Source organism: Emticicia sp. CRIBPO (genome assembly GCF_009905725.1).
Taxonomy (GTDB): Bacteria; Bacteroidota; Bacteroidia; order Cytophagales; family Spirosomataceae; genus Leadbetterella.
In genome coordinates this window covers 59,426-75,483 of the sequence record NZ_JAAAKV010000016.1, presented here as the reverse complement: position 1 = coordinate 75,483, position 16,058 = coordinate 59,426, and the positions used below count along the sequence as shown (strand labels likewise).

General features: G+C 46.8%; 12 protein-coding genes. 4 read left to right on the top strand and 8 right to left on the bottom strand.

The window, feature by feature from the left end; translation table 11 throughout:
* Window positions 1-14: 14 nt before the first annotated feature.
* The 7 genes from GVN16_RS24425 to GVN16_RS24395 form a co-directional block, all read right to left on the bottom strand.
* On the bottom strand, window positions 15-1,460 hold the full coding sequence (locus GVN16_RS24425) for a sulfatase (protein ID WP_166566592.1): 1,446 nt from the start codon (window positions 1,458-1,460) through the stop codon (window positions 15-17).
* Between the two features lie 64 nt (window positions 1,461-1,524).
* Window positions 1,525-3,123, bottom strand: a complete 1,599-nt coding sequence (locus tag GVN16_RS24420) for a RagB/SusD family nutrient uptake outer membrane protein (RefSeq protein ID WP_166566591.1) — start codon at window positions 3,121-3,123, stop codon at window positions 1,525-1,527.
* Window positions 3,124-3,141: 18 nt separating this feature from the next.
* Window positions 3,142-6,543: a TonB-dependent receptor gene (locus GVN16_RS24415; protein WP_166566590.1), complete on the bottom strand. Its 3,402-nt coding sequence runs from the start codon at window positions 6,541-6,543 to the stop codon at window positions 3,142-3,144.
* Window positions 6,544-6,639: 96 nt separating this feature from the next.
* A complete protein-coding gene (locus GVN16_RS24410) occupies window positions 6,640-7,722 on the bottom strand; it encodes a FecR family protein (RefSeq protein ID WP_166566589.1) in 1,083 nt (360 codons plus the stop codon).
* 62 nt (window positions 7,723-7,784) lie between these two features.
* The gene (locus GVN16_RS24405) at window positions 7,785-8,396 is read right to left on the bottom strand and encodes an RNA polymerase sigma factor (protein WP_166566588.1); all 612 of its coding nucleotides are present in this window, start codon (window positions 8,394-8,396) and stop codon (window positions 7,785-7,787) included.
* Window positions 8,397-8,751: 355 nt separating this feature from the next.
* On the bottom strand, window positions 8,752-10,359 hold the full coding sequence (locus GVN16_RS24400) for a carboxylesterase/lipase family protein (RefSeq protein ID WP_166566587.1): 1,608 nt from the start codon (window positions 10,357-10,359) through the stop codon (window positions 8,752-8,754).
* A 77-nt stretch (window positions 10,360-10,436) separates the two neighbouring features.
* A complete protein-coding gene (locus tag GVN16_RS24395; protein WP_166566586.1) occupies window positions 10,437-12,071 on the bottom strand; it encodes a carboxylesterase/lipase family protein in 1,635 nt (544 codons plus the stop codon).
* A gap of 166 nt (window positions 12,072-12,237) precedes the next feature.
* Here GVN16_RS24395 and GVN16_RS24390 point away from each other — a divergent pair, with 166 nt between their 5' ends.
* From GVN16_RS24390 to GVN16_RS24375, 4 genes are all read left to right on the top strand, one after another.
* Complete coding sequence (locus GVN16_RS24390; RefSeq protein ID WP_166566585.1) at window positions 12,238-12,930, top strand: NrtR DNA-binding winged helix domain-containing protein; 693 nt, start codon at window positions 12,238-12,240, stop codon at window positions 12,928-12,930.
* A gap of 177 nt (window positions 12,931-13,107) precedes the next feature.
* Window positions 13,108-13,455, top strand: a complete 348-nt coding sequence (locus tag GVN16_RS24385) for a helix-turn-helix transcriptional regulator (protein ID WP_166566584.1) — start codon at window positions 13,108-13,110, stop codon at window positions 13,453-13,455.
* Complete coding sequence (locus GVN16_RS24380) at window positions 13,427-13,927, top strand: SRPBCC domain-containing protein (RefSeq protein ID WP_205748983.1); 501 nt, start codon at window positions 13,427-13,429, stop codon at window positions 13,925-13,927. The genes GVN16_RS24385 and GVN16_RS24380 overlap by 29 nt, the downstream gene beginning before the upstream one ends.
* A 13-nt stretch (window positions 13,928-13,940) precedes the next feature.
* Window positions 13,941-14,429 (top strand): SRPBCC domain-containing protein, encoded by a 489-nt coding sequence (locus tag GVN16_RS24375; protein WP_166566583.1) that lies wholly within the window; start codon window positions 13,941-13,943, stop codon window positions 14,427-14,429.
* An 8-nt stretch (window positions 14,430-14,437) separates the two neighbouring features.
* Here GVN16_RS24375 and GVN16_RS24370 read toward each other — a convergent pair whose 3' ends face one another.
* Window positions 14,438-15,994 (bottom strand): arylsulfatase, encoded by a 1,557-nt coding sequence (locus GVN16_RS24370; RefSeq protein WP_166566582.1) that lies wholly within the window; start codon window positions 15,992-15,994, stop codon window positions 14,438-14,440.
* Window positions 15,995-16,058 lie beyond the last annotated feature (64 nt).

Sequence of the window (16,058 nt, the reverse complement as noted above, 5' to 3'; positions counted from 1 at the left end):
TTCCGTTTGTCAGTTTAATGAACCTTGGCCGGAGGCCTCCTGTTGGCACCTTCCCTGCCTGTCAGGTCGTCACCCAGGTCGGCCCTGGCTTCTTCCACATATTTCATGATCTCGTTCACAACCTCGGGATATACCTTTTGAAGGTCATACCGCTCACCGGGATCATGGGCGAGATTGTATAGAGCCATAGGAACGTCCATGGGCTTGGTCTGGCCCGGGAACCTGTCGCGTCCTATTGTTCCCAGCTCATAGCTCAGTGATTTATGAGGTAAAACCAGCTTCCATTGTTTGTAGCGTATGCCTTTGAGGCTGTTTTGATTATAGTAATAATAGAACATGTCGCGTGGTCCGTCCACAGTCTGCCCGGTCATCAGCGGCATAAAATTCTGTCCGTCAATGCGTTTTTTAGGAAGGGCTGATCCTGTCATGGCAGATATGGTCGGCAATATGTCCATGTTGGTCATCAGTTCACCCGACACATTACCGGCTTTGATTTTTTTCGGCCAGCGAACCAGGCAAGGGACCCTGGTGCCCCCTTCAAAAGTAGTCCCTTTGCCTTCCCTGAAGCCCCCGCTTGAACCTGCTGAATTGCCGAAGTGTATCCACGGGCCATTGTCGCTCATGATCATCACAATGGTATTTTCTGCCAGTTTTTCCTTGTCCAGGGTATTCAGGATTTCACCGATCGACCAGTCCAGTTCCATCATCACATCTCCGAAAAGGCCCAGTTTGCTTTTGCCTTTGAATTTATCAGAAACCACCAGCGGCACGTGCGGCAGCGGATGTGCCAGGTAAAGGAAAAACGGGCCTTTCTTATTGGTTTTGATAAATGAAACCGCCTTTTCAGTCAGGGTGGTAGTCCATTCAGCCTGCTCTTCCAGGGTCGTGATGGTCCTTACGATGTCGTTGCCATCAATAACCGGCAGCGGAGGCCAGCTTTTCCTGATGTCATTTTCGGCGGTGATGGGCTTACCGTCATAGCCAATGGGCCAGTAGTCATGAGAGTAAGGAAGGCCGTAGAAACTGTCGAAACCGTAACTTTTCGGGAAGTACGGTGCTTCGCTGCCTAAGTGCCATTTACCGAGCATTCCAGTCACATAACCGTTTCCTTTCAGCAGGGATGCCACCGTTTCTTCCTCTCTGCTGAGGGCGATCGGTGCCTTGGGACCCAGGGCTCCGGCCAGTCCGATCCTGTTGGTGTACGCTCCGGTCAGCAAAGCTGCCCTTGAAGCCGAACAAACCGCCTGAATGGTGTTATAATTGGTAAACCGCATCCCTTCAGCGGCCATCCGGTTAAAATTGGGGGTGTGTACACCGGTCATCCCGTAAGGCTCGGTGTCTCCATAACCCATGTCGTCAAAATAGATGACGATGACATTCGGTTTCTCCGATTTTTTACTGAAACTCACCAGGGCAAGGCTGAGTACAAAAAAGGCGATGATAAATCTTGAATATTTCATTGATTTCTATTTAAGGTTAAGGTACCCCGGAGGTCGGGGGTACCTGTATGTTGAATTTCCTTTATTACCAGCCGGTATTTTGAGTAAGGTTCGGATTCAGAACTCTCTCGTTGGTCGGGATCGGCCATAAATAATCGCGGCCGGCCTTGAATTCTTTAATGAATGAAGGCACCACCAGTGTTTTTAAAGTGCCGTTTTCTACGTAATCAATGCCTTCCACATTGCCGGGAATTACTTTTTCGGCAATTTTCCAGCGTCTGATGTCAAATAACCTGAAACCCTCAAAAGCCAGTTCAATAGTCCTTTCCCTGCGGATGATTTCCCTGAGTTCTGACTGGCCAATGCCTAAGGCAAGGGCCGGTAAGTTCACGTCACTTCTTTTCCTGATGGCATTGACGGCGTCAATAACACTCTGGTCGATCTGGTTCAGCTCTGTTTTCGCTTCGGCGTAAGTCAGCAATACTTCGGCGTACCTCGTCTGAATGATGTTGATGCCGTTGTTGGCAGGGGTGGCGGCGTCCTGGCTGTTAATATACTTCCTGGAAGTAAAACCGGTCGCTGAGGCAAAGTAAGTTCCTCCTGCGGCGTCAGTGGTGCCGCTGTTGGGCAATGAGTTAAACGGTTTTCCGTTGGGCATCAGGTCACCCGGCAAAAAGAAAGAAGCATATAACCTCGAATCGCGGTTTTTGTAAGGATTGATCGCTTCAAATCCGCTGCCCGGATCAGTGATGTCTTTTCCGTTGTTCATGGTATACATCCTGGCCAGTGCCCTGGTCGGTACATAGGTGTTGGGATTCGAGGAGGCCGTTTGTCCGTAAGGAGCCATGGTGTTAAAAATGGCATTTGACAACAGGTCTTTGATGTATTCCCTGTCCAGGATTACTTCCGTGTTTCTTTCTGCCGCATAAGAAAACAGTTCGCTGTATTTCGGATAAATGGCATATACCCCTAGATCCATTACGCTTTTGGCAGCAGCTGCGGCCTGCTGGTATCTTCCTGCATACAAATCAGCACGGGCTTTGAGGGCCAGGGCAGCACCTTTGGTTACGCGGCCTCTGTCTGCCCCGGTATAAGAGACGGGCAACAGGGCGGCGGCGTCCGTCAGTTCGGTATCTATAAAATCCCAGACCTGGTTTACCGGTGTACGGGTCAGGCCACGACCCTCCTGGATGGAAATTACTTTTGTCACCAGCGGAACATCGCCAAACATGGCAGCCAGTTTGATGTACTGAAAAGCCCTGAGCACTTTGGCCTCGCCTTTCACCCTGTTGATGATGGTTTTGGAAGTAACAGGAATCTGATCCACGTTATCCAGTACAAAATTGGTTTTGGTCACCCCGATCCAGATATTGGCCCATTGGGTGGCAATGGTTGAGTTCGACGCATCAAAAGAGTTTTTCTGAACCAGGGCGTCCTGGTTGAAAAAAGAGTTGACATGCCCGATGTCTGTCAGGGCATCTCTCTGGAATAAAGTCATGCCGTCGTCCAGAACAGCCGGATAGGCGGCATTGACCGCCAGGATGGCATCATTTTCTGATTTCCAGAACAGCTCACTGGCCAGCCGGTCATTAGGGGCCTGGTTCAATAAATCATTCTCACAGCTGCCCAGGGCAAACATAGTCAGGGTGAGTAATCCGATATTTAATATATTTTTCGCTTCCATTTGATTCAGATAATTAAATTAAAATTGAATATTCGCTCCGATGGTCCAGACTGAAACCTGCGGGTAATACGTGGCACGGCCACTGCTTACTTCCGGGTCAAGTCCCCATTCCTTCAGCTTTGAAAAAGTAAGCAGGTTGGATGCCGATACATAAATATTGGCATTGACCATCCTGGCTTTGCTCACCAGCTCTTTAGGCAGCGTATAAAGCAGCTGTACGTTTTTAAGACGGAGATAATCACCGTTAACGATCAGTCTGTCAGAAGTGTACATGTTAAACAGGTCTCTTTTCAGAGGTCTCGGAAAACGGGCATCTGTATTTTCCGGGGTCCAGTAATCCTTGCTGATCATGGCCGGTACAAAACCTTCGTTATTGCCGTTTTCGGCCAGTGCTCCCGAAAGGCGGGTATCTACCCCGGCAGCTCCCTGGAACAACATCGTCAGCTCAAAACTCTTGTAACCCAGGTTGGCGTTGAATCCGTAAGTGAAATCCGGGAAAGATTTCCCGATCACGGTCCTGTCATTGGCATCAATCTTACCGTCATTGTTGAGATCTACATATTTCACATCCCCGGGAGCACGTCCTGCCGTAATGTTAGGGTATGATTTCACTTCTTCTTCGGTCTGGAACAGGCCGTCTGTCAGGTATCCCCAATGTGAGTTGATCGGATAGCCTTCCTTGATGATGTACAGCGGGTCAATGTCCGTTCCGGTAATGTAGGGGCCTGTTCCGGCAAGGCTCACCACTTTGTTACGGTTAGCGGCAATGTTGAAACTCAGGTTATACCTGATGGCCTTGGTCGGGGCATTGCGGTAGCTCAGCATCAGCTCTATACCTTTGTTTTCAACCACCCCGGCATTCTGGGGAGGAGCCGTCAGACCGATCGTGGCCGGAATCGGGAGGTTAAGTAAGATCCCTTCCGTACGTTTTTTATAGTAATCAAAAGTTACATTAAATCCTCTGAAAAGTGTAGCATCAAAGCCAAGGTCAACCTGCGAGGTGGTTTCCCAGGTGATGTCTTTGTTGGCCAGCTGGGCAGGGCTGTAGCCTACAACGGTCACCCCGTTGAATCCGTAGGAAGTCGGGGCAAGCGACTGGTAAAAGCTGTAAAGGCCCACCGACTGATTACCGGTTTTTCCCCAGGAAGCCCTCAGTTTTAACTCATCAAACGGGCTGTTCTGCATAAATTTCTCTTCTGAAATCCGCCATCCTGCTGAAAAGGACGGGAAGAAACTGTAAACGTTGTTACCGGTAAACCGGGATGAGCCGTCGTAGCGTCCGTTGGCTTCAAACAGGTATTTGTCGGCATAAGAATAGTTGACACGGGCAAAATAGGAGCGGAGACCAAACTGGGCATCATAACCGCTGTTGTTTTTGGTGCCGTCGTTAGCTCCCTGTCCGATCGACTGGATGTCATTGTTATAGAAATTCTGCCTGTAGGCTGACAGGCCGCGGTAATCATTGTTGATGGTTGAATAGCCGATGAGCCCCTTGACATAATGACTCCCGAAAGTATTGTCATAATTCAGGAAGTTGTTCCAGGTATATTCTGTCGCGGTGTTTCTTATCTCTGTCAGGGTGTTGTTGACCACATTCCTGGTGATGTTTTTAACAAGGTCTACGTTTTTATAGGCATTGGAGAAGTTCTTTTCTCTCAGGTTGTCTATCCTGATGGCCAGCTGCGAAGAAAAACTCAGATGATCCGTGATTTTAAGATCGCCTTTCAGATTGCTGAAGATATTCTCGTCCCATCTTTTTGAAGTACCGTCCATTTCAGCTACAATCCTCGGGCTGATGCCCTGCGGACTCAGACCGTAAGTGCCTGTTATGCCCGGATACTGGCTTTCGAGTGCGTCAGAATACCTGGGTGTGGCGAAAAGCGTGCCGTGGAAAAAACGGTTGAATACCTCTCCTTCGTTCACAGGTGTCAGCGAGTAATTGTTACGGTAATTAATATCGGCCACCACATTCAGCCTTTTGGAAAGCTTGAAGTCGGTGTTAAGGCGGATGTCCCTGAGGTCGCTGCCGTAATCCTGAGGCACGTCAAGGATGGAAGCCTGTTTCTGATGACGGACGCTCAACCTGGCCAGCATGGTTTCATTACCTCCACTGATCGACAGGGTATTGTTGTATTGTGGAGCCTTATAAAGCATGTCCTGAAACCAGCTGTTGACGTCAGGATAAAGTTCTTTGTTGGTCTTGTTTCCCTGCAGATAGTTTTGAATGCCTTGTTCTGTGAAATTGGCAGGAATAGCAATTTTGGCATTGGTGTAGGCCACCTGTTGCAGTTTCATATAGCTGGGCATGTCCATTTCAGGATTATTTACAGAGCTCTGCAAGGCATAAAAACCGCTGTAACTCACACTTATTTTACCTTCTTTGGCCCGCTTGGTGGTGATCATGATGACCCCGTTGGCAGCCCTTGATCCGTAAATGGCTGTGGAGGCCGCATCTTTTAAAACAGAAATGGATTCGATATCATTAGGATTGATATTGGTCATCTGCTGTTCAATACCATCCACGATAATCAGGGCTTCATTGCTGTTGCTTAGGGTGGTTACCCCTCTTACCCTCATGGTGGTGGTGGTCCGCCCCGGGCTGCCACCCTGGTCGATGATCGTCAGGCCTGGAGCCTGGCCTTGCAAAGCCTGCTGTAAATTGGAAACGGGTCTTTTAACGAGTTCAGCACTTTTAATGGTAGCTACAGCATTGGTCATACTGACCTTGGTCTGTTGGCCATAACCTACCACCACTACTTCTTCGAGGGTCTTGGTATCGGCTTTGAGTACCACTGAAATGACACTTTGATTGCCCACTTTTACCTCAGCTGAAATGTAGCCGATGTAGCTGAATGTCAGAAGGGCGTTTTCGTCCGGGACAGAGATGCTGTATTTTCCTTCAACATCGGTGATAGATCCCCTGGTCGTTCCTTTAACGGCTACGGTAGCCCCGATGATGGGTTCATTTTTATCATCTGTGACCAGGCCGGTAATGGTTTTTTCAGCAGCCTGTTCGATAACCTTTGACGGCTGTGGAAGGGCCTGTATCAATCCGAGGCCGTGTTTGAAAAGCACTACTTTTTTGCCTGTTACTTCAAAGTCGATCCTCAGAGGGTTGAAGATCTTTTTCAGTACTTCTTTCAGTTGTTCGTTTTTTGCATCCAGAGTTATTTTTTGTGAAACCCTGATTTCTTTCGGGTTATACACAAATTTCACGCTTGAAGATCGTTCGATTTTTTCCAATGTCGTTTTTAAATCTTCATTGGTGACAGAAACTGAGATTTTTTGATCAAGTATTTCCTGACCCGCCGCTTTGTGGGCATAGGATACTCCCATAAACAAGACAATTAACATGAATTGTGTTAATGTGATCTTCATAATGGAGAGTAGTAAAGGGTTAAGCTTGTAACGTTTTGCCATTTTGAGAAAAGATTTTTGGTAATTTCTCTCAGATGGCGGCGATGATTTAAAAATACTCGTTTTGGTAGAACTTTTTTTTTAAATAATATAAAATTTTTAACAACCCCGGCTGTGAATGATGATCTGCGCGTCAACAATTTCATAATAAGAGTGAGTCACTTTGCAGATGATATCCAGTTTTTCATACAGATTTTCTTCTTCAAGGGTGGCTGTCAGGTAGCAATCGATCATATTCTGGGCATCAAAAATAATGGAAATGCCATAGGCCTTTTCCAGCATTAAGAATACATTGGACACAGATGTTTCTTCAAATCTGAACTGCTCTTTGGGTATTTCAACGATCTGCTCCGGCTGCTCCACAATGGATTTGATGAGCCTGGCTTCCGTTTTCGAGAACGTCACCTGTTGGTTGGGCGTAAGGACCATCCCCGCCAGCATGCCTTTCCGGTCGTCTTTATTGGCATCCAGGTCTTTGCGGGTATATACAGAAACCCTCCCTGTTTTCACTTCCACTTTGACATCTTTGGTGTTTTCAAAGGCACTGACCGTAAAACTGGTGCCCAGCACCTGGGTCGAAATATGCTCTGTATACACCCAAAAAGGGCTGTTCGGGTTTTTATGTATGTCAAAAAAAGCTTTTCCGGTCAGGTAAATACTCCGTTTTTTCATTGAAAACGACTTCGGATAGCGGAGTTTACTTTTGGGATACAGGCTGACCTTACTGCCGTCAATCAGGCTCACTACCTTGATCTGGTCTCCGGTATTGCTTTCTTCCTGGTAGCCTTCGGCCCCTCCATCGAGAATGCCCGATAATACATCCTCCCTGCTGTTCTCGGTTATAAAAGAATAACCCAGGTAGCCGAGTCCTGAAAACAGCAACAAAGCGGCTGCTATCCTGAAAGCCTTGGTTTTCCAGAAACTCACAGGATAAGCCTGGTTTTCTTCTACAATCTGGTCGGTGATGTTTTCCAGTTCTTCCTGGTCCAGGTGGGTGTCCTTTTCTTCCAGGGCCATCAGGAAGGCCCTGGCCAGGTGTGCGGTTTTCTGCATATCCGGGTTTTCTGCCAGCCATTGCTCCCAGAAAATCCTGCTCTCAGGGTTGCGGTCTATCACCCAGCTCCTGAAATGCGGATCTTTGGCTAAGTCTTCGAAGTGGTATTTTCTATATTCTTTTTCCATCGTTGATGCTTTTTACTGAGATGGCAGATTGCCCTGAAAAATACTCTGTTTTTAATAAAAATTTATGACCTGAAAATGTACAGCCAGCTGATGAGGATGACGATGCCCTCCCAGTTCTGGCGAAATGATTTAAACGCTGTCTGTATAAGATTGGAAACCGATTGGGTATTGATGTCCATGATCTCTGCGATTTCTTCCCGGCTCAGTCCCTGGTAATATTGGAGATACAATACCTCCTGTTGCCGTTTGGGCAGTTTTCCGAGAGAATCCTTTACTTTCTCTGTGATTTCATGAAGGCTTTCTTCTTCGATAATGGCCCATTCTGCCGAAAAATCGGACTGGCTGAGGTCATTCTGAATCACTTTTTCGTCGTCTCCTTTTAAAATCTGCTGGCGGTAACCTTCCCGCAATACTCTCTTTCTGACAGAACTCAGCAGGTAAGCCTTCACACTGTCCGGAACGCTGAGCCGCTCCCTTCGCTGCCATATTTCTATGAAAATCTCCTGCACACAGTCTTTGACAAAATCCTCATCTTTGATAAACTTGTAGCCATAGTTCTGCAAAGGATTGAAAAATTTCTTAACCAGCTTACCCAGAGCCAGTTCACTTCCATGCTTCAATTGTATCCACAATTGAATATCTGACTGGGCACTTTGATTTTCTGTAATTTTCACTTCTTTCGTTTAAACAAGACCAGGATAAACGTATCTCCCTGACCATTCTATAGAAGGAACAGGCCTCTCAAAAATACTCATTTTATCAATATTTTTTTATTTTTCTGAATTTATCCTTGTGTAGTATAGGGGTTTTCGACAGGAGTCTGCACGTTTGCATCGAGGGCACTTTCTCAGGGAATATTTAAAAGACCAATGATAGAAGCAATAATCTGAGCGTGTTATTCTCTTAAAAAATAAGTTAAAGCAATACTATTAAATTCAGGAGTGAGGCACCAATTTAAACCAGAATCCCCCGGATTTCTCCGGGGGATCTGACCTTCAGTTATAGAATCTAGGGTTATTGTATCATCTCTTACTTTGGAGCCATCAGCTCCAGCAATTCTTTGTCATGGTGATACCTGATCTCGCTCTTGTTGTCGAAGAACAGGGTGGTTCCTTTTTCTACTGTATAAGGTTCCCATTTCGGCAGACCTGCGTGGTTGGGATTGCCGGTTCTGGCAAAATTGATCCAGGCCTGGCTTGTTTTGTCTGCCAGCACATAGGCTTCTTTCGTTCCGCCTGACATCTCTTCACAACGGGCGATGTTGTTAAACACAAAAGGCAATTCCGAACAGTGAATGGCCTTGTATTTTCCATCCATCACAGGCGACTGATAAGCGAAATAGTACATGTATACCGGAGCCCCGCCTTTAACGGCCGCTTTGGTATTGGCCTGCAACACAGCTCCCGGACGGAACATCAGGTCGACATCGATGAGGTCGGAAGGTTTGGTATCTTTCGGGAATGCCTTTTTCACAGCAGCTACATAAGCATCGGCTTTGTCTGCATATCTCTTTTTGATAAAATCCATCACCTGTTCCTGTGTGCCATTACTTAATCCTGCTCCGAGAGAGGGCATGAATTCATTTTTTACAGTACCGATCATCAATGGAATGTTTTTAGATAACTCAAAGGCTTCCGGAGAGAAGAGCTGGTAAGGAAGCACATCGCCGTCACGGCTTGGTCCCCAGCTCAGCCCGAATCCTACGACCGGTTTGCCTTCGGCTTTCATTTTGTCAGCGACTACTTTCAGAGCTTTTTTACCGGCAGCACTCAGTTTTTCAAAAGGTACTTTCTGCAGGCTGTCTACCTGGTTGGGTTGCAGGTTCAGGGCCTTTAGAACCTCAGCTGCTATGAGCTGGGTTTCTGTTTTCTCCAGCATGGCTGCTCTGAAGGCACCGCTTTGATTCACTGCTTTATGGAAAAGCCCTTTGGCCGAAGGCATGGCCATCAGGTTGTTGACTTTCGCCCCTCCGCCTGATTGCCCGAAAATGGTGACGTTGTCGGGATCTCCGCCGAAGCTCGCTGCGTTGGCTTTTACCCATTCCAATGCTGCTTTCATATCCAGGATACTCAGGTTGGCAGAATGTTTGTATTTTTCTCCGTAAGCCGACAAGTCAAGATAGCCGAGGATATTCAAACGGTGGTTGATAGAAATGACCACCACGTCCCCTTTCTTAGCCAGGTTTTCGCCGTCATAGGAAGGAAGCTCCTGCGAAGAACCTGCGGTGTAGCCACCCCCATGGATCCAGAACATGACGGGTCTTTTTTTGCCGTCGCTGATGCCCGGTGTCCATACATTGAGACGCATGCAGTCTTCGCTGGCATAGCCCCAGTCGTGGTGGAAAATAAACTCACTTTCGTCGGCGACATTGGTGGTAGGGTCCATCAAGGGAGCCACCGGGCCATAGCTGAGCGAGCTTCTGACTCCCTGCCACGCTTTTGGTTTGGCGGGAGCTTCAAAACGGTTGGCCGTGGCGTAAGGTATCCCTTTGTAGGTAAACACGCCATTGTGTATATATCCGCGTACTTTACCGGCATCTGTATTGGTTACTGCTACATTTTCACCGGTTTGCAATTGGGCAAAAGCTCCTGAAATGCTGCTCAGGGCCATGAGAATTGCGATCGAATATTTTTTCATGTTTATGAATGTTAGAATTTTTAATATGTTTTAGTTCAGACCATGTTTCTTAAAGCTTACGGCTTAAAGCTTATAGTCTACTTATTGCCATAGGCCTTATCCAGGAACTCATACCTGCCGTCGTCTTTAGTGGCGATGGCTTTAGACTCCGTGTTAATGATCATCACAGGAGGAGTTTTGTCTCCTGCTTTGGCACTTGGCCATTCAGGTAATCCTGTTCCGTTCGGGTTTCCGGTTTTGATAAAATTGGCAAAGAAATTAAACATGGTTTCCGACACTTTGTAATCGTCCGGTGTCCAGGCAAACTCCTTGATCAGATGAAGGTTTCCCATGGCATATTCGATTTCACAGGCATGCGGGGCACCTACTGCCTCAGGAGCTTTGGGAGCGTTCGGGTCTTTTTTGACGGTGCCACCAGCCAGTCCTGCTGCCAGGTTGTTGTCTGCCAAAGGTGGACGCAGCTTGCTGTATAAATACCTGTAAACCGGCTGGCTGCTGTTGTTTCTGTGCAGATCAAACCATTTCCAGGTGCTGTAAGAAATGAAACGGTCTGAAGCCAGGGCCGTGGCCGAGAGTTCTACTTCTTTCTCAGAACCATGAGGATATAATTTCAGTACCTCTTCGAAATCATTAGGGTATTCCTTTTTTACCCTGTTAATAAAGTTTTCTTCTTTATTCGGCTGACCAAACATAAAGGCTCCTCCCGGAATCTCTGCAGAGTTCCAGCCTAGCAAAAGCGGCACCTGGGCCTGTTGCTTCGCATTGAAAATCTGAGGAATGGTTTTAGGATAGAAATAACCGTCAATGACTGTAGGAAAGCCGAATCTTTTCGATTCATTATAAATTTCATAAACTTCTCTGGAGCTTAGGGCTCTCAATTGGGCCAATGAAGGGAATCCGGCATTTTTGGCAAATTCAAGTCCGGTTTTTTCGGCTTCTGCCAATGGAACCGGGGCAAGCGTAGGGTTGATGCCGGCACCGCTTTCACCAATGGCTCCTGCAATAAGTCCTTTAGAAAGCGGAGAAGACATTTGGGCACTCACAGAGATAGAACCGGCTGATTCTCCCGCAATGGTCACTTTGGAAGGGTCTCCCCCGAAAGCCGCGATATTTTTCTTCACCCATTCCAGGGTCGCATGCTGATCCAGCAAGCCATAGTTACCTGAGGCTTTGTAAGCAGCTTCAGCACTCAGTTCGGGGTGTGCAAAGAAACCGAAAATGTTAAGCCTGTGATTGGCAGTCACGACCACAATGCCTTTTTTGGCCATGGCTTCACCGTCATAGCGGGGCTCCGAAGCATCTCCTGCCACAAAACCGCCACCATAAAAGTAAACCAGTACAGGCAGGCCTTTGGTGTTGCGTTTGGCAGGGGTCCACACATTTAAATAAAGACAGTCTTCGCTGACGCCATCTGAACGGGAGTTCATATCACCGAAAACCACTGATTGCATGGGTCTTGCCGAGAATTTCTTGGTTTGCTTTACGCCTTTCCAGTTTTCAGCCGGCTGAGGGGCTTTCCATCTCAGGTTTCCTACCGGTGGTTTGGCAAAAGGTACACCGAAATAAGTCTGAATACCGGTTTTAGTATCGTAATTACCCTCAATAATACCGTTCTGAACGGTAGTCTGCACAGCGAAGGCATTGTTGCCCTGGGCCATGGACGAAAATGTAATAAAACAGCTCAAAGCTGCCAGATAAAATATTTTTTTCATAAATTTTGATTATTGTCGCATATTGCGACAATAGTAATTCGTTTTTTTAAATTATCCTACTTATTTTTGAAAAAATTATATTCAGGAAGCGTCGGAGGTGTAAGAAGAAGGAGCTTTTCATCCCGTTTTTCTTTTTCTCTTTTCAGAAAATCACTAACATTACAAAGTGGAACCAAAAAACTATTTAAGACATATCGCGTTCGATTCGGTTATCCTCGGATTCTCAGGAGATAAGCTGAAAATTCTCATCATGAAGTATCATAATACAGGACTTTATGCCCTTCCTGGGGGATTTGTGAAAATGGAAGAAAACCTGAACGACGCAGTCAGGAGGGGTCTCAAAGAAAGAACGGGGCTGGATAATATTTACCTTGAGCAGTTTTATACTTTCGGGGATGTGCAGCGGTATCAGCCCGAATCCATGCAGACGATACTCCTGGCCAACGGCAATTCAACAGAACAGTACGCCTGGATGCTCGAGCGTTTTATTTCTGTGGCCTATTATGCCCTGATAGATTACGAGAAAGTTGTTCCGCAGCCCGACGCCCTGTCCGATTCATGTGGCTGGTATGACATAGATAACCTGCCCGCCCTGATGCAGGACCATAATGAGATCGTCAACAAAGCATTGCAGACACTTCGCGATAATATTGACCGTAAACTGGTAGGTTTTAACCTTATGCCCCTGGTTTTTACCATGAAAGAGCTGCAGAAAGTTTATGAAGCGATCCTGGGAGAATCCATCCACCGGGGAACATTTCAGCGGAAAATGCTGGGCCTCGGCATCCTCAAACGCCATGATAAACAATACTCAGGCAAAGCCCACAAAGCTCCTTTTTTGTATAGTTTTGAAAAATGACAAACCCCGGACCTGATGTAGGTGGAGGAATGTCAGCCTTTCTATTAATTTCCTGCCTTGATCTTTTGCAGTGAGGGCCTCTGCTATTGAATGATTGCCCATGAAATAAAAATATTCGTAAATACTTGTGCAACTGAATTGTTGCATTTATATTTGTAACCAAACGATTGCATATTAATGATAAGAAGAGACGTATTTCAGGCTATTGCCGATCCTACCCGCCGGGAAATCATCCGGGTGGTAGCCTATCAGTCCATGAATTTAAACACCGTGGCCGAAACTTTTGACATCAGCCGTCAGGCGGTTTCAAAACACATCAAGATACTTAAAGAGTGCGGCCTGATTGTGATTAAGCAGCAGGGGAGGGAAAGGTTTTGCGAGGCAAAGCTCGACAAACTCAGTGAGGTATCAGGCTGGGTGGAACAATATCGCCAGTTCTGGGTGGATCGTTTTCAATCGCTTGACAATTACCTGGTGGAATTAAAAAGTAAAGAAAATGGAAATAATGAATCAGCCGGAAAATAAAAGCACGGATAGAGAAATATTGATTTCTTATGTATTTGATGTCAGAAGGGATATTCTTTTCAAAGCCTGGACAGATCCTGAGCATCTCAGAAAATGGTATGCTCCTCATGGCTGCACCATCGAATTTCCCGAAATTGACCTCAGGGAAGGAGGGAGGTTCAGGTCATGCATCAAAAACCCGGCATTCAAGGATTGCTGGTGTAAAGGCGAATACCTTGAAATCAAAGCCCCTGAGCGGTTGGTTTACACACTTACAGCGACGGATGAACACGGCAATGAAGCGGAGCCCAAAGCCCTGGGCATGCACCCGGAATGGCCCAAAATCACCATTGTTACGGTTACTTTTGAAGAAAACGCTGACAAAACCCTGCTGACTTTACATCAGACCGCTTCTGAAAGTCTGGCCAAAGAAACAGGAGCACACCCAAGCTGGATACAGATGTTTGAACGCCTTTCGGCTGAACTTATTTAACCTTTATATCATTATGTCAAATTCGAAAATCTGGCTGGAAAATATACAAGCAGAAATTACCGACAGCCCTGCAGAAAATTTCATACTGACCCAAAGGATTCTACACTATCCTACGGGACTGGTATTTGAGGCCTGGACTACCCCGGACCATCACAAAAAATGGTGGGGACCGAATGGTTTTACCAATACGTTTAATATTTACGATTTACGTCCGGGCGGACAATGGAGTTTTGTGATGCACGGACCCAATGGGGCCAACTACCCGAATGAATCTGTTTTCATTGCCATTGAGCCGTTTAAAAAACTTGTATTCAATCATATATCAGCACCACAGTTTCAGGGGGTTGCCACTTTTGAGTCAAATGGAGAGGATACATTTCTTTCCTATAAAATGATTTTTCAGAACAAAGAAATGTGTGATGCCCTGAAATCATTGGTCACCGGGGCTAACGAAGAGAATTTTGACCGTCTGGAGGTGGTGCTTTCGGAGATGAACGGCTGATTACTTATTTACGGCCTCGTCCGGCTTGCTTCCTTCATTTTGTTCAGGGTTGAAGTCATGGCTTTTACCCGGTCGGGATACTGGTCAGCGAGGTTTTTCTTTTCCTCCTTGTCCTTTGATAAGTTATACAGCTGGGGTGATTCACTGTTGCCGGATTCGATCCCCGTCAGTTCGTAATAGGCGGGGCCTTTGTTGGGTTCGATGTATTTCCATTGGCCTTCGGTGAGCGATAAGGCTCCTCCTTGTTTTATCAGTGTTTCTCTTCCCTTTAATGATTTGCCGAGAAAAGCATCGCGTATCTCAAAACTGTCCGGCCCGTCTTCTTTGTTCAATGGCTGGTTCAGCAGTCTGGCAAAGGAAGCCAGCATATCTATCTGGCAGACCAGTGCATTGGATTCTATGCCTTTTTTGATGCCTTTGGGCCATCTGATCAACATTGGTATGCGGGTGCCACCTTCAAAAGCACTGTATTTTCCTCCCCGGAACCCTCCGGCCTGCTGATGGCCCGCGGCCAGTTCCACAGCTTTGTCAGCATAACCGTCGTCCAGCACGGGGCCGTTGTCGCTCGAGAAAATAACAATCGTATTTTCCGAAATTTTAAGCTCTTCCAGTTTTTTCAGGATCTGACCCACGGTCCAGTCCATCTGAAGTATAACATCACCGCGAAGTCCCATACCACTTTTGCCTTTAAACTGGGTGCTGGGCATGCGGGGCACGTGGATGTCGTTCAGTGAAAAGTATAAAAAGAACGGACTTTTGGCCTGTTTTTCTATAAAAGACTCAGCTTTGTCCAGGAAAACATGGGCAATTTCTTCGTCCGTCCAGCGGGCCTGTTTTCCGCCGGACATCCACCCGATACGTCCGATACCGTTGACAATCGTATTGTTGTGGCCGTGGTTAAGAGCCGCGGGTAGTTTCAGCAATTCAGGATTTTCTTTCCCGGTAGGTTCGTTTCCGATCTTGTTTTTATAATCCACTTCAATGGGATCATCAGCACTGAGACCTACCACAGCCTGGTTTTCCATGAAAACAGTCGGTACACGGTCGGAAGTGGCCGGGAAAATATAGGAATAATCAAAGCCCACTTCTTTGGGGCCTTTGGCAACAGGCTTGTTCCAGTTGATTTTTTCACCTTTTTCGCCCAGCCCCAGGTGCCATTTACCTACTACAGCCGTTTTGTATCCGGATTTCTGAAACAGCGAGGGAAGCGTGGTGCGGTCAGTCGGAAGAATCAGGGAGGCGTCGCCGGGTAGCACACCCGTTCCCTGCTGACGCCAGGGATATCTGCCCGTCATCAGGGCATAACGCGACGGGGTACAGGTAGCCGAAGTGGCGTGGGCATTCGTAAACCGGACGCCCTCTTTACCGATCCGGTCTATGTTTGGCGTACTGATTTTACGGGCACCGTAGGAGCTTAAATCACCGTAACCGACGTCGTCGGCGTAAATAAAAATGACATTGGGTTGCTGTGGTTTTTTCTGGGCTAGGGTAGTATGACTGATAACAAGTGCGATAGCCAGGAGGTATATTTCAGATATTCTTTTCAAAGGAACGGTTGTTTTCATTCGATAAAAATAGTGAAAAACAGGATTGGCGAAGCGGTTTCCGGCTAAAATAAAATACCCGTCT